Origin of the sequence: Bifidobacterium subtile (assembly GCF_000741775.1) — a bacterium.
GTDB classification, from domain to species: Bacteria; Actinomycetota; Actinomycetes; order Actinomycetales; family Bifidobacteriaceae; genus Bifidobacterium; species Bifidobacterium subtile.
Genome location: NZ_JGZR01000007.1, coordinates 100,558 through 123,419 on the forward strand (window position 1 = coordinate 100,558; position 22,862 = coordinate 123,419).

A 22,862-nucleotide genomic window follows, 5' to 3' on the forward strand; every position below is an offset into this window, starting at 1 on the left:
CTCCTACATTGAGCAGCACGAGAGGAACAGCCAGCCTCCGTCTTCTCATGATTCGCACCAGCATGGGGCGATGAAAGGAATGAAGAAATGAAAACGAATACATTGCACTATCTGCTGATAGTGCCTGTTGCGGCACTGATTCTGGCGCCGCTGCTGCCCTTCGTGAACGGCCCGGGGTCGCTGTTCGGCGTACCGGTCATTCTATTTTGGGTAGGCGGCTGGGCCGTGGCTACAGCCGCGTTCCTATATGTTCTCTATTCCAAAGAAATCGAACTTGACGACGAGGACAGCCCTATCGTCGAGTCGCAAACCGAAGGGCGAAACTCATGATCGTTGCAACAGTTATCGGCATAGGCCTCGTCGCCCTTCTGGGCTTCCTAGGTAAGAATCAGCAGCTGGATACCCATGTGGGCTGGTCCATCGGCAACAGGACGATGAGCACGGTCACGACGTTCTTCCTGCAGGCCGGAGCGATTTTCACCAGCTTCACATTCTTGGGAATGTCGGGGCTCACGATTTTGGGCGGCATATCGTCCGCATACATGCCTTCGTATCTGATCATCGGATATATCGGCATGTTCCTTATCGGACCTCTGATTTGGAAGCTCGGAAAAACCTATGGCTATAGGACCAATGCTGATCTGGTTGGGCATCAGTTCAAAAGCAAGTTTCTGGAGAAAGCCATCGCGGTCATCGCCGTGGTCTTCTTCATGCCTATCGTGCAGGTTCAGATCGTAGGCCTGGGGACCATGGTCTCCTTCGCTACTGGACAGAAACAGGCCGGAACGTGGAGCATGGTTCTAGCGACATTACTGATACTCGGCTTCGTTTCGTGGGCGGGCTTGCGAGGCGTGGCCACGACCGCGTACTTCAAGGATGTGGCCATGGTGGTGGCGCTGGTCATCATTCTTATCGGTGTGCTCGTCCTTGACAAAGGGACCGGCTTCATGGCGGCGGTGACGGATAAGATGCCGAACCTGCTGCAGATCAAGCCAGGATCGCAAGCCTATGGAATCACGTGGTACATCACCAGCGTTATCATTTCCGGCGTGGGTTTGGGAGGGATGACGCTTCCCGAAAGCTGGCCGGCCGTGCTGAGCGCGAACAAGTCGAAGGCCGTCTCCAAGAATCATGTTTTCCTGCCGCTCTATACGCTGGGCACATTCATTCCCATCATTTTGGGGTTCTTCGCCGTGCGAATGGTGAAGATCGTTCCCGGGGACGAGAATTCCGCGATTCTGAGCCTGGCTAAAAACAGCCTTCCGGGATGGCTGATGGGCTTTGTGCTCATCAGCGGCATAGCCTGCGCGATTGTGCCGGCAAGCCATTGCGTGCTCTCGATCGCCACGCTGATCTCGACCAATCTCGTGCCGAAGTCGACGCAGGAGAAATCCAAGCTCACTGTCGGCAGGGTATCCGCCGCCGTGATACTGCTGCTCACATTGGCGCTGTCTCTGCTGCGCCCTGATCTGATGGCTAACCTCTACTTGCTCACGTATGCCGGTCTCGCTCAAATCGCTCCCGCCAACATACTGTCCGTTACGAAGCAGAAGTTCATCAACGCCAAGGGCATAGCCGCAGGACTCGTGGTCGGCGAAGCCATCGTCATCGTGTTCACCTTCGGAAAGATTTCGTTGTTTGGTATGAACAACGGTCTGGTCGCTTTGGTGATCAACCTCATCATCATGGTCGTGGTGTCGGCCGTCACGGGCGAGGCCCAGCGCCCTGAGGCAATGGCATTGCAGACCGCAGCAGGAAAGGAAGCATAGCGTATGACGCAGGAAGAGTCTAATACATATGCCTACGCCAGTGCTGAGTCGCTGGTAGAGCGCTACCAGTCCGGAGATCTTGAGCCATCAGCGGTTATCGATAGGCTCATCTCCCGAGTGGAAGAGGTCAATCCCGCCATCAATGCCGTAGCCGAGAAGCTCTATGACACAGCTAGGGAGAAGGCCTCGAAAGCAGATGAGAGCTACGCGAACGGGAAAAACGACCATCATACGCAGCCGCTTTTGGGAGTGCCGGTCATTCTCAAGGAGAAGCATCAGCTTGCCGGCCACCCGGTATCGCAGGGCGTAAAAGAGCTGGAAACGGTTCCTGATTGGAACCATCCAATCGTGGAGAGGATTCTTCAGGCTGGCGGTGTTCCTTTGGTACGAAGCACCACACCGGAATTCTGCTCGGCCACGGTGACCGAATCGAAGATGTGGGGGACTACGGTCAACCCCTGGAATGCCGAAAAAACTCCTGGCGGCAGTTCAGGTGGATCCGGTGCCTGCTTGGCTTCGGGTTTCGCTCCTGTGGCTACCGGCTCCGACATAGGAGGCTCGACGCGCATTCCTTCCGCATATTGCGGGGTGGTGGGCTACAAGGCTCCATACGGCGTCGTGCCAGGGTTGCATCCATCCACAATGGACTGGTACAGAAGTGACAACGCCATGGCCCGTTCAGTCGGCGACGTCCGTCTGCTCCACAATGTCATCGCTGGGCAGCATCCGAAGGACCAGCTTTCCGTTCCCTTCCGGCCGGTTCCGGAGCCAGCGGACAAAACCGATCTGCATGACGTCACCGTTCTGGTCAGTACGACTGTGGGCGATTACCCCACGCAGCGGGCCACGGCGGAGAATCTGATGGAAGCTGCCGAATCATTGCGACAATTGGGCGCAACGGTAAAGGAGTGCCAGCTTCCCTGGCATGCTGAAGAGATCATGGACCTCGCCTTCGCGCATTACGGGCATATACTCGGTCCCCTCACCCTACACGATATCGTTCGTTCCCATGCCACGGTATCGCCGTACATCCATGAATGGATCGAACGGGCGCAGGAGGCGGCGGATGCCATGCCGCTCGATGTGACGCTGAGCAAAGAAAGCGTCATGCGCGACCAGCTCAGTGCAGTCATGGACGGGGCTTCGGCGCTGCTGTGCCCGGTCTCTGCCATTGACTCCATGGGCTGCCATGCACCGGTGAACTCAGTAGGGCAGTGCGGGCACTTTTACTGGCAGGATCAGATTGCGTTGCCGTTCAATATCAACAATCGCAATCCATCGCTTGCAGTGCCGTCGGGCTTCGGCCCCGAAGGAGTGCCTACAGGACTGCAGATTGTCGGCAAGCCGTATGACGAGGCTTCGGTGTTCCGAATCGGCTACGGGCTTGAAATCACGCACCCGTGGAGTTCGGCGCATCCGAAGTTCTGAGTAAAGGCCAAATCGTATTGGCTGAAAAACATCGCAACGAATGTATTTGGAGAAAGACAGGAAATGCAATGAAAGTAGCGTTGACGCAAACACCGTGGACTGGCGACAAGGCTTCCATGCTGGACAAGCATGAGCAATTTGCCCGGGACGCCGCAGCGCAGGGGGCAAAGGTCATCTGCTTCCAGGAGCTGTTCTATGGGCCGTATTTTGGCATCGTTTAGGACAAGAAGTACTACGACTACGCCGAATCCGCCACTGGTCCGGTCGTCCAGCGCTTCGCAGCGCTGGCGAAGGAGCTTGGCATGGTGATGGTTCTTCCCATTTACGAGGAGGAGTTTGCGGGGCTGTATTACAACACAGCCGTCGTCGTGGATGCGGATGGCACTATTGCCGGCAAATATCGCAAAACGCATATCCCGCATTTGGAGAAGTTCTGGGAGAAGTTCTACTTCCGGCCTGGGAATCTGGGATTCCCTGTTTTCGATACGCAAGTAGGAAGAATCGGCGTATGCATATGCTATGACAGGCATTTCCCGGAATCGTGGCGGGAGCTTGGCCTCGCCGGTGCGCAGATAGTGTTCAATCCGAACGCGTCGAAACCGGGATTGTCCGACAGGCTGTGGGAGATCGAACAGCCGGAAGGCGCGGCTGCGAACGGGTATTATGTCTGTGTTCCCAATCGCGTAGGCAGCGAAGAGAACGAATTCGGGACGGAGGCGGTAAATTTCTACGGCACCTCGTATGTTGTCGATCCACGCGGCAATTTCGTGGGCGAAAAGGGTTCATCGGAGCATGAGGAGCTGCTCGTGCGCGACATCGATCTCGATGCGGTGCGCCAGACGCGCAACGATTGGCAGTTCTTCCGCGATCGAAGACCGGAGATGTATACAGAGATAGCCGCTTCCTGAAATTCGGGAGGCGTGCGAATGCTGCTGTAGAACGTGCGCGATTGGCGTATGCATTGAGATAATTGCGCCTTCTCGCATGACACAGCCACATTAACGGCATACGTGGCCGCGCCGAGACGTCACGAATCCCGCACTAAGTCGTACCTACTGCGGGAGCTGTGACGTTAGAACGTGGTCATACGTCACAACTCCCGCCCTGCCTTCGTGATCGTGCGGGTGTTGTGTCGTGTCAGGCCGTTCAAACGGCGCAATTCCCGCACAGGCTCCGTCATCATGCGGGAATTGTGACGTATAACGCGATAACGCGGGTTCTGCCGTACGCTGCGTTTGCTGCTACTCGCCGATGATCGCGGTGGCGACGCTGGAGACGATGGCTATGATGATCGAGGCGAGAACCGACCACCAGAAACCGCCGACATCGACGCCTACGCCGAAGATTCCGATGGCCAGCCATGAGGCCAGGCGCATGAACAGCCAATTGATGATGAGCGCGAACAGCCCCAGGCTGAGAATGCTGAACGGCAGCGCCAGCATATGCACGATCGGCTTGATCGAGGCGTTGATCAGCGCCATGAACAGGGCGAACGCGGCGAAGCCGAAGATCGGCGGATCGCCGATCGCATGCATGCCGGGCAGAATGAGCACCGTGATTGCCACGGCGATGGTCATCACGAGCCAACGAATCAGAAAACGTGTCATACCACGATTATGCCAGCAGGTCGCCATAACTGCCGTAACCGCTAATAGCTGCCGTAATCCAGACGGATCCCGTAATCGAAACCGTGACTTACTATGAAGCCATGATTGTGCATTTGCATCTTGTGCGCCACGGACAGACGACATTCAACCGATACAACCGACTGCAGGGCTGGTCCAACGCCCCGCTCACCGACAAAGGGCTCGCCGACGCCGACAAAGCCGGCGACAAGCTGCGCGACATCGATTTCGCCGCAGCCTACTGCTCTGATACCACGCGTGCCCAGACTACGGCCCAGCGCATTCTCGACATCAACGAGCAGAACGGGCACAAGCGCCCCGAACTGCATGCCGACATGCACTTCCGCGAGCAGTACTACGGCTACTTCGAAGGCCAGGACATGAACGTGGCATGGTGGGCGGCGGGCGCTCCGCACGGCGCGCCGACCTACAATGCGATCATCGAACAATACGGGCTTGGCGCCACCAAGGACTTCCTCAAAGAGGCCGACCCCTTCCACGACGCGGAATCCGACGAGGAATACTGGCAGCGGATCGAAGGCGGCTACGCGCTTATCGCGAACAATCAGGCCTTGCACGACGGCGATCACGTGCTGCAGATATCGCATGGCAACACGCTGCTCAGCCTCATGCACCGTTTCGCGCCCGAAGGCTACGATCTGAGCGAACGGCCGGCGAACGGCAGCGTGACCTGCTTCGACTTCGACACCGCCCAGCCGATCGACCGTGCTTTCACTGTAGCGTCCTACAACCAGTAAGAGGAAACCGGCTTCTTATGCCCATGCTCGTATGGGCCGGATGCCCGTGGAGCCTTCATGAACCGCTGGGGGCACCGCTGAGGCACCGTTGAGGCGTTGTGGAACTGCATGACTACGCCCGAAACCGTTGTATCTGTGTTATGTGTGGCGTTATTGGGAGGTTCCCCGGGTCTATCTGCGTTATGTGTGGCGTTAATTCCTTGGCACCTTGAGTAGCGCTGGCCGAAAATGGCGGTTTTGGAGCGCCTGATACTCGGGTCTCCTCGAAATAGCGCCACAGATAACGCAGATAGACCTCTGCAGGGTCGGTTTAACGCCACACACAACGCAGATACATACGCAAAACGGGAAACCTTGTACGCTGAAACATGAAAATCCTAAATCCGGGCGATGCTTTGTCGCATTATGCGTCGGGCCATATTTGCGTCTGGGGCGTTGGCTAGGGTAAAACCCATATTGTATGCGCACGCCAGAAGGCATCGGCCGCTTTCGATGCCTTGCGATGCAGATGTGACGTTACGAGGAAAGAGGTTCATGATGGGTGTCGGAGACATCGCCGGACTTGTGGCGGCGATTGCGTTCGCTGTGCTTTCGGGCTTTCTTATCTACCACTGATCCGCCTGGGCAAGCTGCTCGACCAGATCGCCGAAACGGTGAAGCAAACGGGTGACCACGCGATGCCGACGCTCGATGAGAGCGTGACGACCATCAAGCAGGTCAACAAGTCGCTGGAGGATGTCAACAAGATATCGTTGGCGGCCTCCACCACCGCGAACAACGTCGGCGCACTCACCGATCTGTATGGTTCCTTCCTTGGCAAGCCGGTAATCAAACTGGCTTCGGCCGCCTTCGCGCTGAAGACCACAGCGCAATCCTTCCTTTCGAAGAAATCCAAGGGCAAGCCCGTCGACACTGCAACCGGCAAGGAGCTGTGATGTTCAAGCGAATCGTGTGGATTGGCGTTGGCGTCGTCATCGGCGTCATCGCCGTGTCCAAGGCGCAGTCCTACGTCAAGGCGAACACGCCGGACAAGGCACGTCAGTTTCTGCTCGGCCCAGATCAGGAACAGGTGGCATCCAAGACGCTCGGCGGGCTGATCGCCGAATTCAACGCCGCGCGGCAAATCCGGGAGGAAGAGCTCAACAGGCGCTACATCGATCGTGCCGGCTGATGGCTGCAAGATCTCGCCAGATCGGCAGCTGAAATCCCTGCAGTAAAAACTGCAAAAACATAGCGACTCGCCATTGCCACGGTGCCGGTTCCATGATCGTCTTGCACGGAATACCAAACCGCCGGACTTGTTCAAAGCCTCGCAGCACTGAGCGTCAGTGCTGCAGCGGTACCCGGACGGCAACGGCACAGTAGTTTTTCAATATCGTGATATAGCCACGCCTCCGCGTGGCAACATCCAAACACCCAAGGAGCTAACGCCCGCATGCGCACCTCGCAAATCGCCAAGCGTTTTTTGAACTACTTCGAGCAGCAGGGACACCTCGTCGTCCCCTCGGCCTCGCTCATCTCGCCGAATCCGACCACGCTGTTCACCATTGCAGGCATGGTCCCCTTCATCCCGTACCTGCTGGGCGAGCAGACCCCACCCGCGCAGCGCATGGCTTCGAACCAGAAATGCGTGCGCACGCTGGACATCGACGAGGTGGGCAAGACCACGCGTCACGGCACCTTCTTCCAGATGCTGGGCAACTTCTCCTTCGGCGACTACTTCAAGGAAGAGGCGATCCATTACGCGTGGGATTTGCTGACCACGCCGCAGGACAAGGGCGGCTACGGCTTCGACCCGGAGCGGCTGTGGGTCACCACCTACACGGATGACGAGGAAGCCCGCTCGCTGTGGCGCAACGAAGGCTTCGACCCTGCGCACATGCAGATCTTCGGCATGGAAGACAACTTCTGGACGACCGGCGGCCCCGGCCCTGGCGGCCCCTGCTCCGAAATCTATGTCGATCGCGGTCCCGAATACGGCAAGGACGGCGGCCCTGCGGCCGACGAGTCGCGCTTCATCGAGATCTGGGACCTCGTGTTCGAGAACTATGAAGTCGACAACGTCAAGTCGAAGACCGATTTGCATATCGTCGGCGAGCTCGAGCACAAGAACATCGACACCGGCGCGGGCCTTGAGCGCCTGGCCTACCTGCTGCAAGGCAAGCAGAACATCTACGAGACCGATGAGGTCTACCCGGTCATCGAGGCGGCCGAGCGCCTGAGCGGCAAGACATACGGCGAGGACGAGGAATCCGATGTGCGCTTCCGCGTCGTGGCCGACCACGTGCGCTCCGCCCTGATGATCATGAGCGACGGCGTGCGCCCGAGCAATGTGGGCCGCGGCTACGTGCTGCGTCGCCTGCTGCGCCGCACCGTGCGCTCCATGCGCATGCTGGGCGTGAACGACCCGGTGCTGCCCGAGCTGTTCCCCGTGTCCAAGGATGCGATGGCTCCTAACTATCCCGAGTTGGAGACGACCTTCCATGAAGTGTCCGAATCCGCGTACGGCGAGGAGGATGCCTTCCGCCGCACGCTTGAAAAAGGCACGACGATCCTCGACACTGCCGTATCCAAGGCCAAGAGCTCGAAGGCTCCGCTGGTCTCCGGCCAAGACGCGTTCACGCTGCACGATACCTACGGCTTCCCGATTGAGCTGACGCTCGAAATGGCGCAGGAGCAAGGCGTGCAGGTTGACGAGCACAAGTTCCGCGAGCTGATGGACGAGCAGAAGTCGCGCGCCCGCGCCGATGCGCTCAAGAAACGGCACAACGTCGATGTGAGCGTCTACGACGACTTCAAGAAGCAGCTCGTGCAGCCGATCGACTTCCTGGGCTACACCGACTATTCGAGCCGTTCGCGCGTGTTGGGCATCATGCAGCCGGGCAAGGGCTCGGTTCCGGCAGTCAGCGCTCCGGCCACGGTCGAGGTGATTCTGGACCGCACGCCATTCTACGCGCAGGCCGGCGGACAGCTAGCTGATCAGGGCGAGATCATCTCCGATGAGGGCGCCGTGCTCGAAGTCGACGATGTGCAGAAGCCCATCAAAGACCTCATCGTGCACCAGTGCCGCCTGAATGAAGGCACGCTGGTGGTCGGTTCGCAGGTCAGCGCGAATATCGACATCGCTCGCCGCGGTGCCATCGCGCGTTCGCATACGGCCACGCATATGGTGCACAAGGCCCTGCGCGAGGAGCTCGGCCCCCAGGCCACCCAGCGCGGTTCCGAGGATGCGCCGAATCGTCTGCGTTTCGACTTCCAGTGGTCCAAGGCCCCAAGCAGGGACGCGATCGACACGGTCGAGGCCAGGGTCAACGACCGGCTGCGCGACAACCTGAGCGTGACCACCAAGGAAATGAAGTTCGACGATGCCATCGCCTTGGGCGCGATGCATCTGTTCGGCGAGAAGTACGGCGACATCGTGCGCGTCGTCTCGATCGGCGAAGACGGCTGGAGCCGCGAGCTGTGCGGCGGCACCCACGTCGATCAGGTCGGCAAGATCGGCAGCGTGAACATCATGGCCGAGGCCTCCATCGGCTCGGGCGTGCGGCGCGTCGACGCCGTGGTGGGCCAGGGGGCGTATGAGTTCAACGCCCGTGAGCACGCGCTCGTCTCCCAGCTTTCGGACACGCTCAACGCGAGGCCCGACGAGCTGGCCGCGAGGATCAATGTGCTGCTGGCCAAGCTCAAGGATTCCGACCGCAGGCTCGCCGCGATGTACGAAAGCCAGCTCGCCGCAGCAGTGCCGCAGCTGGTCAGTCAGGCCAAGGACTCCGCTGCTCCGGTGAAAGTCGCGGCCAGGAATGTCGGCCATTTCGGATCCTTCGAAACGTTGCGCAAAACCGTGCTTGACGTGCGCGGCCAGCTGGGTGAGGATGTACCGGCGGTCGTCGCGCTGGCCGGCGTCAATGAAGAAGGCAAGCCCATGGTCGCCGTGGCGACCAATGAGGCGGCCCGCAAGTCGGGCATCAAGGCCGGAGATCTCGTGCGCGGCGCATCGAAGGTGCTCGGGGGAGGCGGCGGCGGCAAGCCGGACTTCGCCCAAGGCGGCGGCGCCGACGCCACGAAGATCGATGCGGCATTGAACGCGTTGGCGCAAGCTGTGGCGCGGGTCTGAGCCGGCATGGCATGGCTTGGCGTCGATCTCGGTGACGCCCGGGTCGGACTCGCATCGTCCGACCCGGAGCTCACCTTCGCCCACCCGCTGGAAAACCTCGACGCGCGGGGCGATTCCTTCCGCACGCTTGACGCCGTGGTCGAAATCATCGAAGATCATGCGGCCGCCGACCAGGCAATCGACCATATCGTCGTAGGGCTGCCTTTGCAGCTCAATGGCAGCGAAGGCAAAAGCGCGAAAAAGGCCCGACGCTGGGCCGCGAATCTCACCAAGCGGCTGACTACGCTCAGCGAAGACGAGTCGTCACCGATTCATGACATACCTTCGATAGCATTGGTGGATGAACGATTGACCACGGTCAGCGCACATCGCCAGCTGCATGAGGCGCATGTCGCAGGCAGACGCCACCGACCCGTGGTCGACCAGCAGTCGGCAGTGGTGATTCTGCAGTCGGCGTTGGACGCCAGGACCAATCAGAGGAGCGATTAGTGCCCGAGGATTTCAACACCTTCTTCGACGATACCGGTTTCGACGCTGATGCGTCGGATGACAATGCGCTCGAAAACACTGCGTCAGGCGGCGCCGCGTCAGATGGCATGGCTCGTGATGCACAGCCGGAAGCGCAGTATGGCGCGGCGTTGCCCCTGCCTCCCAGCCCTCCCAAATCCCGTCGAGAGATGAGGCGGCAGCGCGAGCGTCGACGCAACACCAAGCTCAAGGCCGCTGTCATCGTGATCGCCCTTATCGCCGTCGTCGTAGGCGGCGGATATTTCAGTTATACGAAGATCAAAGCTTGGACCTCCGCGCGCGATGCCCCTACCGCACAGCTCGCAGACTATCCCGGCCCCGGCTCGGGAAGCGTGCTCATCACCGTCGCCAACGGCGATGATGCGGTGCAAGTCGCCAAGAAGCTCAAAAGCGCCGATGTGATCAGATCCGAAGCGGCCTTCACCAGCGCGGTCGCGGCGAACAGCAGCACGCTGTACCCGGGCACCTACGAGCTGAAGCGGCACATGGCTGCGATTGACGTCGCCAAGACGCTTTCCGATCAGAGCAAGGCGACCGGTTTCCTTGAGGTGCGCTCGGGCGAGCGGGTCTCCGATGTCATAGCCAATGCGGCAAGCTTGTCCGGCATTGCCAAATCCGAGTTCCAACGCGTGCTCGATTTGGGCGGATCGGGCATTCTGCCTGCTGAGGCCGGCGGCAAATTCGAAGGCTGGCTTGAGCCGGGGTCATACGATGTCAAGGCGATAGACTCTGCCGAAGAAATCATGAAAACGATGGTGAGCAAACGCGTCGCTCAGCTCGACGCCATGGGGATGCCTTCCGGAGCGCAGCGGGAACGGCTGCTCACGATCGCTTCGATAGCCGAATCCGAGGTCAATTCGCAGGAATACTACGGCAAGGTCGTGCGTGTCATTCTCAACCGGCTCGATAAGAACATGAATCTGGGCATGGATACCACGGTCGCCTATGGGCTGGGCATCAGCGCAGACAAGCTCACCGACGATATGCTGGCCGACGGGTCCAATCCGTATAACACCCGGGTGAACGCCGGACTGCCGCCGACCCCGATCAGCAATCCCAGTGACAATGTGCTCAAGGCCGCAATGAATCCGCCGGAGGGCGATTGGCTGTATTTCGTCACGACGAATCTGAATACCGGCGAAACCAAATTCGCCACGACCGAGGACGATTTCTGGAAGATTCGCGACGAGTACAAGCAGACGAATTCCAATGCGAATTAGAAGATTAGTATTCCGGGCAGCAGCGCGGCGCACACGCCGGAGATGACGATGACCGGCACGAACGGCGCTCGGATCGGTGCCGGGGCATGGCTGAATCTGCTGCGAACATGCCAGCCTCCGATCCAGAGCAGGCCGACGACCCCCATGAGCAGCCACCAGCTCAGGAAGGCCATCAGGCCGAGCCAGCCGACTGCCTGCCCGACCAGCGCGGCACAGGTGACATCGCCGAATCCCAGGCTGCCCGGGCGCAGCGAGGACAGCAGCCATTGCAGCAGCGCGGCTGCGACGGCATAGCTCAAAGCCGCCAGAAAACCCCAAGGACGGCCATGCGACGCGCCGTATATGATGAACGCCGCGCACTGCGTGACCATGCCGAAGGCGACCCAGATGCGCGGCACGCGCCGGGTGCGCAGGTCTTCTATGGCCAACAGGATTCCGCATAGCAGACTGGGCAGCATGGCAAAGTAGGACATGACAGTAAGATAGTCGAAGTTGATCGTATAGGCGAAGGAGAAGGCATGTTGCGCTGGCAGACTGCGGGTGAATCGCACGGTGAGGCGTTGGTCGCGATGATCGAGGGGCTGCCCGCCGGCATCGAGGTCACCAGCGCGGATGTGGTCGATGCGCTGGCACGTCGGCGGCTGGGGTATGGGCGCGGCTCGCGCATGAAGTTCGAACAGGACAAGGTGCGGCTGCTTACCGGCGTGCGCCACGGCAGGACGCTCGGCTCGCCTATCGCCATTGAAATCGCCAACACCGAATGGCCCAAGTGGACGGAGGTGATGAGCGCCGATCCGCTCGATCACGAGCTTGCCGACACCGGCCGCAACGCGCCGCTGAGCCGCCCGAGGCCAGGGCACGCCGACCTGACAGGCATGCGCAAGTACGGCTTCGATGACGCCCGCGAGGTGCTTGAACGTTCCAGTGCCCGCGAGACCGCCTCCCGTGTGGCGCTCGGCTCTGTCGCTGCGCGATTCCTTGAACAGGCAGTAGGTGTACGCACTGTCGCGCATGTCGTTTCGATCGGCGGCACGGGCGTCGGCGACGACTACGAGCTGCCCACTCCCGACGATGTGGAGGCGCTTGACGCCTCTCCGGTGCGCACCTTGGACGCCGAGGCAGCGCAGCGCATGATGGCACGGGTCGACGAAGGCAAGGCGGCGGCCGATACCATCGGCGGCGTCGTCGAGGTGCTTGCCTACGGCATGCCCGCCGGCGTGGGCACCTACGTGGAATCCGACCGACGATTGGATGGCGCTCTGGCCGGCGCTATCATGGGCATTCAAGCCATCAAGGGCGTGGAGATCGGCGACGGATTCCGAGAGGCCGAGCGCTTCGGCTCGCAGGCGCATGACGAAATGGTGCCGGGCGAGGACGGGCGCATCGCACGGCTGAGCAATCGCGCCGGCGGCATCGAAGGCGGCATGTCGAACGGCGAGATTATCCGCGTGCGGGCCGCCATGAAACCGATTCCCTCGATTCCGCGCGCGCTGCGCACTGTCGACGTCAACACGGGCGAGCCTGCGCAGGCCATCAACCAGCGTTCCGACAGCACGGCGGTTCCGGCCGCCTCGGTCGTGTGCGAGGCAATGGTCCGGCTCACGCTTGCGCGTTTCATTCTTGAGAAGTTCGGGGGCGACAGCATCGCTGAGACCCGGCGCAACGCCGAGCAGTACCTCTCCTCCTGGCCTGAGCATATGCGCTGAACGGCGCGTTGCCATAGTCGTTCAGATCCGCTGGCATCGGTATTCGGTCGTTTCATGAGAAGGACTTCCTCTATGAGTGCACATCACCCGCTCGCCGTCATCATCGGCATGCCCGGAGCAGGCAAGACCCGTGTCGGGCATCAGGCCGCATTGATGCTCGGCGTGGCGTTCATCGATGCCGACCAGCGCGTCGAGGATGAGGCGCGCATGGGCATTCCGCAGTACTTCGAACGCTACGGCGAGAAGGCGTTCCGCGATTTGGAATCCTCACTGATCTGCGAGCTGCTCGACGGCTACGACGGCCTGCTTTCCCTCGGCGGCGGCGCCCCGATGACCCCGGCCACCCGGCAGGCCCTTGCCGACTATGTTCGCGATGGTGGCCGGCTTATCTACTTGCAGGCCGACTCGAAGGAAGCCATGGAGCGCGCACGGCGCGGCGGCAACCGGCCAATGCTCAAAGGCGACCCCGATGCGCGCTGGAAGCAGTTGTTCGAGGAACGCGACCCGGTATTCTCCGAGCTGGCGAATATCCACGTGCGCACGCACGGGTCGACGCCGCAGATGGCGGCGAGAAAACTGACGGAGGCGATTATGCAACGAACAATCCATGTCACCGGCTTGTCCATCGAGCCATACGACGTGCGTGTCGGCGAAAGCGTGATGCAGCAGCTGCCCGAGATCCTAGGGGAGCGCCCCACGAAGATTGCGCTGATCCACACCCAGCCGGTACAGCGGCATAGCGATCATGCGCGCGCGCTGCTGCGCCGAGCGGGCTATAGTGTCTCGGACGTCGTGATACCCGATGCCGAAGCAGGCAAAACCAATCCGGTGGCCAATGGCATCTGGGAGCGACTGGGCAATGAGGGCTTCACCCGGTCCGATGCGGTTGTCGGGCTCGGCGGCGGGGCGGCCACCGATCTGGCCGGATTCGTGGCCGCGACCTGGATGCGCGGCATCCGCTACGTGAACTGCCCGACTTCGCTGCTGGCGATGGTCGACGCCTCGACCGGCGGCAAAACCGGCGTCAACACGCCGCAAGGCAAGAATCTGGTCGGCTCCTTCTACACGCCGGCAGGCGTGCTCGCCGATCTCAAAACGCTGGCGACGCTGCCCAACGACATCTTCACCGAGGGACTCGGCGAGGTCGCCAAATCCGGACTCATCATGGACGAGGGCATCCTCGATCTGCTTGAGGATCACGGCGAGGAGCTGCGCGCATTCGACGGCGCGGCGTTCCTCGGCTCGCCGCTCGAAGGCGTCGTCTCCGAGCTCATCGAGCGCACCGTGCGGGTCAAGGCCTACCATGTCTCCAGCGACCTCAAAGAGGCCGGGCTGCGCGAATTCCTCAACTACGGCCACACACTGGCCCATGCCATTGAAACGCTTGAGCACTTCCGCTGGCGCCACGGCAACGCGGTCGCTGTCGGATGCGTCTATGCGGCCGAGCTGGCTGGCATCCTCGGCTATCTCGACAAGGACGAGGTCGATTACCACCGTTCGCTGCTCGGGTCCTTGGGGCTGCCCACATCCTGGCATCATGAGAACTGGGACGAGGTGCTCGCCCTGATGCATCGCGACAAGAAGGCGCGCGGCAATCACCTGCGCTTCGTGATCCTGGACGGCATCGGGCACCCGATTCACCTCGAAGACCCGCCGCAGGACGCCGTGCACGAGGCCTTCGTGCGCATCCAGCAGGCCCCCGCGCATCGATAGCCGCCACATTGCGCCGACCTGATAGGAAACGGGCGGGCAGGCGCAGGCAGACAGGCGAGCAGGAACGTTCTGAATGGACATACATGAAGAGAAAGAGGCAGCACAGCCATGGAAACGATCAACACCGCAGCGGCGGCACGCCACATCATCGTCGTCAACGGACCGAATCTGGGGCGCTTGGGCGTGCGCGAGCCCGACGTCTACGGCAGCGACGACCTGGCCGCGCTGACCCGGCTGTGCGAAGGCTGGGGCGGCGAGCTCGGCCTGCATGTCGAAGTGCGCCAGAGCGACGATGAGGCTGAGATGATCGGGTGGATGCACCGCGCCGTCGACGAGAGAACCCCTGTGGTGATGAACCCTGCCGCCTTCACCCATTACAGCTACGGGCTGTCCGACGCGGCGCACATGGTCACGGACACCGGCCTGCCGCTTATGGAGGTCCACATCTCCAACCCTTCGGCGCGCGACGCCTTCCGCAAGCACAGCGTGATCTCCCCGGTGGCCACCGGCACCATCACCGGCATGGGGTTCTACGGCTACCGGCTGGCCCTGGAAGCCGTCGCCCACCTCATCGAGTAGCGCAGGCTGGCTGCAGCCTACCTGCGCCATGCCTGTTTCATTGCATTTGCATAAGATCCGCGTTACACTATCGGCATCCGGCGGTTGCAAACGTATGCATACGTTGATGCGACTTGGCTATGGAATTCCGCATTGCTGCGGCATAGGCAAGGGCATACGTTCGCAAACGGAGGTTGGGATCACGCACATCGAACGGTTAGGGCCTGTGCGGCGCAAAGGCTCGCGCAGCGGTTTGCCGCAGATCCCAAGCTGTGTACGCTGCCGGTAAGCGGCGGCGAAGGCCGCCGGCCGCACTCAATGAAGAACATGGAAGGACACGTGGTCATGCAGCATATGAACTTGGAACGGCTTGGCTCCGCAATCAGACGGATAGCCGCGCTCGCCGCCAGCGCCGCGCTGGCGCTCACCGGTCTTGCCGCGGCGCCGAGCATGGCGCTGGGCGAGCAGACGTCGCCAACAGGGGCAAAGGATGTCATCGTCATCGCATTCCAGCAGAACTGGGAATCGGTGGCTCGGCAATGCACCGACGTCTACGGTCCTGAAGGCGTAGGATACGTCGAAGTTTCCCCGCCGCAGGAGACGATCCAGGGCAAGCAATGGTGGACTTCGTACCAGGTTGCCAGCTACAAGCTCGATTCGAAGCTCGGCACGCAGGCGCAATTCGAATCCATGATCGCCACTTGCAAGGCAGCGGGTGTAGGCGTCATTGCCGACGCGGTGATTAACCACACCTTCGGCACCTTTGATGGCTCGCCGCGCTATGGCGCCGCCGGCGAAGGCAAACAGGGCAGCGAGTACGACAGCGACGGCACGCTCAAGGCAACGCCGGGCTACACTCCTGCCGATTACCATTCATGCACGAGCAATATCAGCAACTACAGCGACGCCGGCAACGTGCAAAACTGCCGCCTGTCTGGACTGATGGATTTGGACACTGGCAAGCCGGAAGTCCAGGAGAAAATCGCCGACTACCTCAACGGCCTGCTTAAACTTGGCGTCTATGGCTTCCGCGTCGATGCGGTGAAGCATATCGCCAGCGCCGACGTGACGGCGATAAAAACCCTTCTGGCTCAGAAGTCGGGTCGTGATGCTGATAGCATCTTCTTCGAGCAGGAGGTCATCGGCAGCGCATCCGAGGCCGCGCAAATCCAGCCCGCCAACTATCTCGGCACCGGCAAGGTCTCGGAATTCAACTTCACCAACCATCTTGCGGTGGCTTTCTCCAGTGACATCACCGATGAGAGCCGGGGTCTGGCCAAAGTCGGTGGCCCGGATTGGGTGAGCTCCGACAAGGCCGCGGTTTTCGTGACCAACTGGGACACTGAACGTGGCTCGGCCCTGACCTACAAGAAAGGCTCCGCATACCTGCTGGCCAACGCCTTCATGCTGGCCAATGGCTACGGGCAGCCGCACGTCTACTCCGGCTACTACTTCAATGGCAATGACGACGGTGCTCCCGGAGCGGGCGATGTTTCTGTGCCCGACGTGACCTGCCCGAGCGATGGGTCGATGACCCCCGGTACTTGGCAGTGCACGGAGCGCTGGACTGCCATCCGTGGCATGATCGGCTACCATAATGCGGTCGCCGGCACTGCAGTGAGCAACTGGAAAACCTACGGCGCCAACGTGCTCGGCTTCGGACGGGGCTCGAAAGGCTATCTGGCGATCAATAACAGCGACAACGACTCCCACCAGTCTTTCGCCACCTCACTGCCCGCCGGCACTTACTGCAACGTCTACGCCACCGGCGATTGCTCGCAGACTGTCGACGTGCGCTCTGACGGCAGCTTCACCGCTGATCTGCCTGCGCATGCCGCGATTGCAATCCATGTCGGAGCGACGCAAGGCCAATGGACGGGCACGCAGCGGCGCGACCCTAGCGACCCCGATCTTGCGCGTAACGATAAGCAAGCCAAGCCCGCGACAGATACGAGCCGGACAGTCTACTACAAGCTTCCTGCAGGCTGGTCCAGCGCCACGCTGCACTACGGCATTGACAATTGGCAGCAACAAGGCGACCTCGTCATGCAGGAGGCAGGCAAAGGCTGGGTCTCGGTCACGCTCGATCCCAAGGGCAAGCCGCTCGAATACGTCTTTACCAACGGATCCGGCGCATGGGACAATCCTGACGGCGGCGGCAATTACACGGCGCTCGGCCACTGGACCAGCGTCGATAACCATGCCGCGTCCGCCGGCATACCCGGCGACTTGCAACCCTATAGCCCCAAGACAAAAGTGATTGTGCACTACAAGCCTGCGGACAGCGCGCAGCGCGGCGTGTACCTGTGGGCCACGGATAAGGATGGCGCATCGATTGACGGCGCACATCATGCCTTCACTGGCACCGATTCGTACGGACAGGTCTTCGAAACCACGCTGAACGGCGCCTTCGCAGCTGGCAAGATCGGGGTTATCATCACCGACGAGCAGTGGAACAAAGTCGGCGACAACCGCATGATCGACGGCTCGAACGGCACTGCGGAGGTCTGGATCGATGGCTCCAAGCCTGACGAGACTTTGAGCCAGGCCCCTGCCGGGTATGAGAAGCAATTCAGTAGCGTCAACGTGACGATTCACTACCACCGCTTCGCCGACGACTACGCGAGCGCCGACGGGAACAAGGCCTGGGATATCTGGGGCTGGTCAGATTCAGCCAATGGCGCCGCATACCCCTTCTCCTCGCATGATCGTTTCGGACTCACCGCCAAGTACACGCTCGCCGGCTCCAAGCCTGCATTCCTTGTGCGATACGGCGGGGACGGTTGGGAAGCCAAGGATCCCAACGGCGACAATCGCGCGATTCCAGCCTCGGCGGTATCCGTGAACAAGGATGGCAGTGCGAACGCGGAAATTTGGCTGGTTCAAGGCGATCCAACCGTCTACACCAACAGCACGCTGCTGGTGACCAAGGATTCCATCGCCAAAGCGCAGCTGGATGCATTCCGCACCATCACGGTCAAGCTCAGCCGCACGACCGCCACAACGCCTGCAGTTACGGTCGATGGCACCGCAGCAGCGAGCGTCAGCGTCGAAGGCAATGCGCTCACTGTGGGCACCGACAAGGATCTCGACGTCACTGCGCCGCACACGGTCGCGGTCGAAGGCTTCGGACAGGCTCCGGTTTCGCTCGGGGCCGTGGTGCGCAGCGACGCCTTCGACAGGAAATACGCGTACGACGGCGATGATCTGGGCGCAACGGTGAACAGCAAGGACACCGTCTTCAAGCTCTGGGCGCCGACGGCGAGCAAGGTCGAACTCAACCTGTACCGCGACGATTCGGAGCACGGGGCCAAGCAGGATTCGATCGCGATGACGCACGGCACGCACGGTGGCACTGGCAACGATCTGGGCGTGTGGACGGCCACCGTGCCCGGCGCCGACCTCGTGTATGATTACACGCTCACCTTCGCCGACGGCACCGTCAACCAGTCGTCAGACCCGTATGCCAAGGCGTCCGTGGTCAACGGCAGACGCTCGGTGGCGCTGGCGGCCAAGGAGATCGCCGTCACGGCGCCGCGCATGAAGCCTTTCGGCAAGACGAGCGATGCGGTGATCGCAGAGACGAATATCCGCGATTTCTCGATCGCGCCGAACTCCGGCATCGCGCCCCAGAACAAGGGCAAGTACCTGGGCATGACGCAAAGCGGCACGACGACGCCCGACGGCGCGGTCTCCGGGCTGGACTACTTGAAAAAGCTGGGCGTCACCCATGTCCAGATCATGCCGATGTACGACTATGGCAGCGTGGATGAGAACACGGATCTGTCCTACGACCCGAACAACGAGCGCGGCGCGCAGAACTGGGGCTACGACCCGGTGAACTACGACGTGCCCGAAGGCTCGTATTCCTCGGACCCCAAGAATCCCGCGACCCGCATCAAGGAGCTCAAGGAGATGGTTGCCGGGCTGCATACCAGCAACATCCGCGTCATCATGGACGTGGTCTACAACCATGTGCAGGATGCCGGCACGCACGCCTTCAACGAGACCGTGCCCGGCTACTATCTGCGCTACGACGCGAACGGCAACCTCGTCAACAATTCCGGCGTGGGCAACGACACCGCCTCCGAACGGGCGATGATGCGCAAATACATCGTCGATTCGGTCACCTACTGGGCCAAGACGTACAAGCTTGACGGCTTCCGCTTCGATCTGATGGGGCTGATCGACCTCAAGACCATGCAAGAGGTGCGCTCGGCGCTCGACAAGATCGACCCTTCGATCATCGTGCTCGGCGAAGGCTGGGACATGAACACCACCATGCCCAAAGCGGACATGACCATCCAGCCCAACGCCTACGAAGTCGCCGCCAAGAACGGCGACAACGGCATCGCCTTCTTCAACGATTCGCTGCGCGACGCGCTCAAAGGCTCGGTGTTCAACGACACGGACACGGGCTTCGCCTCAGGCGCGGAAGGCAAGGAAGACCTCATCGCCAACAACATGATGGCCTGCCCCAACCTCGCCGGAACAGCCCCCGAAGCGCTGTGCACCAACGGCAATGCCACGAACAAGTACGGCGACCCGGGGCAGGTGGTGCAGTACGCCGAAATACACGACAACCTGACCCTGTACGACAAGCTCCTGAAAAGCGTGCCGCGCAAGGACGGGCAGAGCGAGGCGCAATACCAGGCCGAGATCCTGGCGCGGGCCAAGCTCGTCGATTCGGCTGTGATGCTCTCCCAAGGCACCGTCGCATTCCAGCTCGGCCAGGAGTTCCTGCGCACCAAGGGCGGCGATGGCAACAGCTACAAGTCCGGCGACGCGGTCAACGCGATCGACTGGGACCGCACGGTCCAGCAACGCGATTCGGTGGCGTATATGCGCGGGCTCATCGCCTTGCGCGCATCGGTGCCGGCGCTGCATATGGCCACCTACGAGGACATCGCCAAGAACATGACGATGCTCGCGCCGGCCAACGGCAGGCAGGTCAGCGGCAAGCAGATCAAGGGCAATCAGGTCAACGGCGTCGTGGCGTTTTCGCTCACAAGCGGCGGTGAAATCTATGTCGTGGTGCTCAACGCCAACGAAACCGCCGTTCAGCTGCCTCAGATCACAGCCGGCGAATACACCTCGCTGGTCGCTGGCGGCAAAGTGGAAACGACTGCGGTCACAGTCGGCGACAAGGGATACAGCGTCCCCGCGCTTTCCGCCGCCGTGCTCACCACGAAGGCTGCAAGCAGTAAGCCCGAGCCAAGCAAACCCGGGTCGAGCAACCCGAAGCCGGATGGAAGCCAGCCGGGCGACAGCACCCGACCTGATGGCACGCATTCCAGCGCGCACAATGATGGCCAGCATGCACGCGTCGCAACGACAGGCAGCTCTGTAGCCGTCATCGTCGTGATCGGACTGGTGCTGATGCTGACAGGCGCGGCGGTGATTATCGTGCGAGCCATCACGCGCAAACGCCGGTGAACGGCGGCTCTGCACGGCCTGCATGGAAGCCGTGCAGAGCCTTTCGGAGGGGCTGCGCGTGAGACTGTGCACACGCACAGCCCCTCCACAAGGCTCGCAAGGGAATACGTCGGTTCGCGGCGTCTTCCGCGCGTCCGCAGTGCGTCTACTGTGCGAAACACGCCGAGTCACACATGAATGATAGATTGAAGTTCCATGGTTAGAAGACAACATGGCAATTCGCAAGAGCACATCACCAAGCATATTTTCGTCACCGGCGGCGTTGTCTCGTCCCTCGGCAAGGGACTGACCGCCTCATCGCTGGGCAGGCTGCTGCGCAGCCGCGGCATCCGGGTGCTGCAGCAGAAGCTCGACCCGTACATCAACGTGGATCCGGGCACGATGAACCCGTTCCAGCACGGCGAAGTGTACGTGACCGAGGACGGCGCGGAAACCGATCTCGACATCGGCCATTACGAGCGTTTCCTCGACGTGTTCCTGTCGCAGAAGGCCAATGTGACCACTGGTCAGATCTACCAGTCGGTGATCGACAAGGAGCGCGCGGGGGAGTACCTCGGCCAGTGCGTGCAGGTCATCCCGCACATCACCAATGAGATCAAAAGCCGCATGCGCGCGCAGGCCTCCGACGATGTCGATGTGATTATCACCGAAATCGGCGGCACGGTCGGCGACATCGAGTCGCAGCCCTTCATGGAGGCGGCCCGCGAGGTGCGCCGCGATCTGGGCAGCGAGAACTGCATGTTCGTTCACGTCTCGCTGGTGCCGTACATTGACGCCGCGCACGAGCTGAAAACCAAGCCCACCCAGCATTCGGTCATGGCGCTGCGTCAGCTGGGCATTGTCCCCGATGCGCTTGTACTGCGTTCGGATCGCCCGCTCAACCAGTCGATCAAAGACAAGATCTCGCTTATGTGCGACGTGGACCCGCAGGGCGTAGTCAACTGCGTCGACGCGCCGAGCATCTACGACGTGCCCAAGATTCTCTTCGACGAAGGGCTCGATGCCTACGTCGTGCGCGAGCTTGAGCTGCCCTTCCACGATGTGGACTGGGCCGAGTGGGAGAATCTGCTCGACCGCGTGCACCACCCCAAGCATGAGGTCAACATCGCCATCGTCGGCAAGTACATCGACCTGCCTGATGCGTATCTCTCCGTCACCGAGGCCATCAAGGCCGGCGGATTCGCCAATCATGCAAAGGTGAACGTCAAGTGGGTGCCGGCCGATCTGTGCGAGACCAGCGAAGGCGCGCGCGAGCAGCTCGCCGACGTCGATGGCATCGTGATCCCCGGCGGTTTCGGCATCCGTGGCATCGAGGGCAAGATCGGCGCGCTCAAATTCGTGCGCGAGAACAAGATGCCCGCCCTCGGCCTCTGCCTCGGCCTGCAGTCGATGGTCATCGAATACTCGCGGCACGTTCTGGGCCTTGAGGACGCGAACTCCTCGGAGTTCGAAAGCGATTGCGAGAACCCGGTGATCGCCACGATGGAGGAGCAGAAGGACATCGTCGCGGGCAACGGCGACATGGGCCACACCATGCGTCTAGGCTCTTACCCGGCCGAACTTGAAAAGGACTCGCTGGTTTCGCAGCTCTACGGCACCACGCATGTGACCGAACGCCACCGCCACCGTTACGAGGTGAACGTGGCCTACAAGGACCGCTTGCGCGAGGCCGGCCTCACCATCAGCGGCCAGAGCCCGGACGGCGAGCTCACCGAATTCGTGGAGCTGCCGCAGGATGTGCATCCGTTCTACGTCGGCACTCAGGCCCACCCCGAGTTCAAGTCCCGCCCCACCAAGCCGCATCCGCTCTTCGCCGGGCTGGTCAAGGCCGCGCTTGACCACCAGACCACGCGCTGAGAAGTGGGCTATTGGTATGAAAAGGCCGCTGACCACTCGTCAGCGGCCTTTTCGCGCTAGGCGCCAATAAGCCGAGGCTATCGCTACAAAACGGACGCTGGCAACTAGTTATAGGCAGTTTTGTAGCGTCAGGCTTGAATTAACGCTACA

General features: G+C 61.1%; 15 protein-coding genes and 2 pseudogenes. 15 read left to right on the plus strand and 2 right to left on the minus strand.

Annotation, left to right across the window (positions count from 1 at the left end; genetic code table 11):
- The first annotated feature begins 87 nt into the window (after positions 1 to 87).
- The 4 genes and pseudogenes from BISU_RS07395 (at position 88) to BISU_RS07410 (ending at position 4,105) form a co-directional block, all read left to right on the plus strand.
- Positions 88 to 330 carry a hypothetical protein gene (locus BISU_RS07395; RefSeq protein WP_024462946.1) on the plus strand — a complete coding sequence of 81 codons (243 nt, stop codon included), beginning with the start codon at positions 88 to 90 and terminating at the stop codon, positions 328 to 330.
- Positions 327 to 1,769: a sodium:solute symporter family protein gene (locus BISU_RS07400; protein ID WP_024462947.1), complete on the plus strand. Its 1,443-nt coding sequence runs from the start codon at positions 327 to 329 to the stop codon at positions 1,767 to 1,769. Before BISU_RS07395 ends, BISU_RS07400 begins: the two co-directional genes overlap by 4 nt.
- A gap of 3 nt (positions 1,770 to 1,772) precedes the next feature.
- The gene (locus tag BISU_RS07405) at positions 1,773 to 3,197 is read left to right on the plus strand and encodes an amidase (protein ID WP_024462948.1); all 1,425 of its coding nucleotides are present in this window, start codon (positions 1,773 to 1,775) and stop codon (positions 3,195 to 3,197) included.
- A 68-nt stretch (positions 3,198 to 3,265) separates the two neighbouring features.
- Positions 3,266 to 4,105: pseudogene (locus BISU_RS07410) on the plus strand (nitrilase-related carbon-nitrogen hydrolase).
- Between the two features lie 333 nt (positions 4,106 to 4,438).
- On the opposite strand, the gene BISU_RS07415 reads toward BISU_RS07410, so the two are convergent.
- Positions 4,439 to 4,804 carry a phage holin family protein gene (locus tag BISU_RS07415; RefSeq protein WP_024462949.1) on the minus strand — a complete coding sequence of 122 codons (366 nt, stop codon included), beginning with the start codon at positions 4,802 to 4,804 and terminating at the stop codon, positions 4,439 to 4,441.
- A gap of 101 nt (positions 4,805 to 4,905) precedes the next feature.
- On the opposite strand from BISU_RS07415, the gene BISU_RS07420 reads away from it, so the two are divergent.
- The 6 genes and pseudogenes from BISU_RS07420 (at position 4,906) to mltG (ending at position 11,442) form a co-directional block, all read left to right on the plus strand.
- Positions 4,906 to 5,580 carry a histidine phosphatase family protein gene (locus BISU_RS07420; protein ID WP_024462950.1) on the plus strand — a complete coding sequence of 225 codons (675 nt, stop codon included), beginning with the start codon at positions 4,906 to 4,908 and terminating at the stop codon, positions 5,578 to 5,580.
- 537 nt (positions 5,581 to 6,117) lie between these two features.
- Positions 6,118 to 6,515, plus strand: a pseudogene (locus BISU_RS07425) (DUF948 domain-containing protein).
- The gene (locus BISU_RS07430; protein ID WP_024462952.1) at positions 6,515 to 6,751 is read left to right on the plus strand and encodes a hypothetical protein; all 237 of its coding nucleotides are present in this window, start codon (positions 6,515 to 6,517) and stop codon (positions 6,749 to 6,751) included. Before BISU_RS07425 ends, BISU_RS07430 begins: the two are co-directional and overlap by 1 nt.
- Before the next feature lie 264 nt (positions 6,752 to 7,015).
- Positions 7,016 to 9,694 carry an alanine--tRNA ligase gene (gene alaS, locus BISU_RS07435; RefSeq protein WP_024462953.1) on the plus strand — a complete coding sequence of 893 codons (2,679 nt, stop codon included), beginning with the start codon at positions 7,016 to 7,018 and terminating at the stop codon, positions 9,692 to 9,694.
- Positions 9,695 to 9,700: 6 nt separating this feature from the next.
- On the plus strand, positions 9,701 to 10,183 hold the full coding sequence (gene ruvX, locus BISU_RS07440) for a Holliday junction resolvase RuvX (protein WP_024462954.1): 483 nt from the start codon (positions 9,701 to 9,703) through the stop codon (positions 10,181 to 10,183).
- A complete protein-coding gene (gene mltG, locus BISU_RS07445) occupies positions 10,183 to 11,442 on the plus strand; it encodes an endolytic transglycosylase MltG (RefSeq protein ID WP_024462955.1) in 1,260 nt (419 codons plus the stop codon). The genes ruvX and mltG overlap by 1 nt, the downstream gene beginning before the upstream one ends.
- Here mltG and BISU_RS07450 read toward each other — a convergent pair.
- Positions 11,439 to 11,915, minus strand: a complete 477-nt coding sequence (locus tag BISU_RS07450) for a prepilin peptidase (RefSeq protein ID WP_024462956.1) — start codon at positions 11,913 to 11,915, stop codon at positions 11,439 to 11,441. The genes mltG and BISU_RS07450 overlap by 4 nt on opposite strands.
- A 45-nt stretch (positions 11,916 to 11,960) precedes the next feature.
- On the opposite strand from BISU_RS07450, the gene aroC reads away from it, so the two are divergent.
- The 5 genes from aroC (at position 11,961) to BISU_RS07475 (ending at position 22,712) form a co-directional block, all read left to right on the plus strand.
- Entirely contained in the window at positions 11,961 to 13,148 is a 1,188-nt protein-coding gene (gene aroC, locus BISU_RS07455; RefSeq protein WP_024462957.1) for a chorismate synthase, read from the plus strand.
- Positions 13,149 to 13,220: 72 nt separating this feature from the next.
- Positions 13,221 to 14,861: a bifunctional shikimate kinase/3-dehydroquinate synthase gene (locus BISU_RS07460; protein WP_024462958.1), complete on the plus strand. Its 1,641-nt coding sequence runs from the start codon at positions 13,221 to 13,223 to the stop codon at positions 14,859 to 14,861.
- Between the two features lie 108 nt (positions 14,862 to 14,969).
- Positions 14,970 to 15,440, plus strand: a complete 471-nt coding sequence (locus tag BISU_RS07465) for a type II 3-dehydroquinate dehydratase (protein WP_024462959.1) — start codon at positions 14,970 to 14,972, stop codon at positions 15,438 to 15,440.
- A 324-nt stretch (positions 15,441 to 15,764) separates the two neighbouring features.
- Positions 15,765 to 20,855: a type I pullulanase gene (gene pulA, locus BISU_RS07470; RefSeq protein ID WP_152599032.1), complete on the plus strand. Its 5,091-nt coding sequence runs from the start codon at positions 15,765 to 15,767 to the stop codon at positions 20,853 to 20,855.
- Between the two features lie 195 nt (positions 20,856 to 21,050).
- Positions 21,051 to 22,712, plus strand: a complete 1,662-nt coding sequence (locus BISU_RS07475; protein WP_024462961.1) for a CTP synthase — start codon at positions 21,051 to 21,053, stop codon at positions 22,710 to 22,712.
- Positions 22,713 to 22,862 lie beyond the last annotated feature (150 nt).

Excerpts from the sequence above, each read along its gene's own strand:
- BISU_RS07420 (WP_024462950.1), top strand. The coding sequence starts at position 4,906 with ATGATTGTGCATTTGCATCTTGTGCGCCACGGACAGACGACATTCAAC.
- aroC (WP_024462957.1), top strand. The coding sequence starts at position 11,961 with ATGTTGCGCTGGCAGACTGCGGGTGAATCGCACGGTGAGGCGTTGGTC.
- ruvX (WP_024462954.1), top strand. The coding sequence starts at position 9,701 with ATGGCATGGCTTGGCGTCGATCTCGGTGACGCCCGGGTCGGACTCGCA.
- BISU_RS07405 (WP_024462948.1), top strand. The coding sequence starts at position 1,773 with ATGACGCAGGAAGAGTCTAATACATATGCCTACGCCAGTGCTGAGTCG.
- BISU_RS07465 (WP_024462959.1), top strand. The coding sequence starts at position 14,970 with ATGGAAACGATCAACACCGCAGCGGCGGCACGCCACATCATCGTCGTC.
- BISU_RS07430 (WP_024462952.1), top strand. The coding sequence starts at position 6,515 with ATGTTCAAGCGAATCGTGTGGATTGGCGTTGGCGTCGTCATCGGCGTC.
- BISU_RS07395 (WP_024462946.1), top strand. The coding sequence starts at position 88 with ATGAAAACGAATACATTGCACTATCTGCTGATAGTGCCTGTTGCGGCA.
- BISU_RS07460 (WP_024462958.1), top strand. The coding sequence starts at position 13,221 with ATGAGTGCACATCACCCGCTCGCCGTCATCATCGGCATGCCCGGAGCA.
- pulA (WP_152599032.1), top strand. The coding sequence starts at position 15,765 with ATGCAGCATATGAACTTGGAACGGCTTGGCTCCGCAATCAGACGGATA.
- alaS (WP_024462953.1), top strand. The coding sequence starts at position 7,016 with ATGCGCACCTCGCAAATCGCCAAGCGTTTTTTGAACTACTTCGAGCAG.
- BISU_RS07400 (WP_024462947.1), top strand. The coding sequence starts at position 327 with ATGATCGTTGCAACAGTTATCGGCATAGGCCTCGTCGCCCTTCTGGGC.
- BISU_RS07415 (WP_024462949.1), bottom strand. The coding sequence starts at position 4,804 with ATGACACGTTTTCTGATTCGTTGGCTCGTGATGACCATCGCCGTGGCA.
- BISU_RS07450 (WP_024462956.1), bottom strand. The coding sequence starts at position 11,915 with ATGTCCTACTTTGCCATGCTGCCCAGTCTGCTATGCGGAATCCTGTTG.
- BISU_RS07475 (WP_024462961.1), top strand. The coding sequence starts at position 21,051 with ATGGTTAGAAGACAACATGGCAATTCGCAAGAGCACATCACCAAGCAT.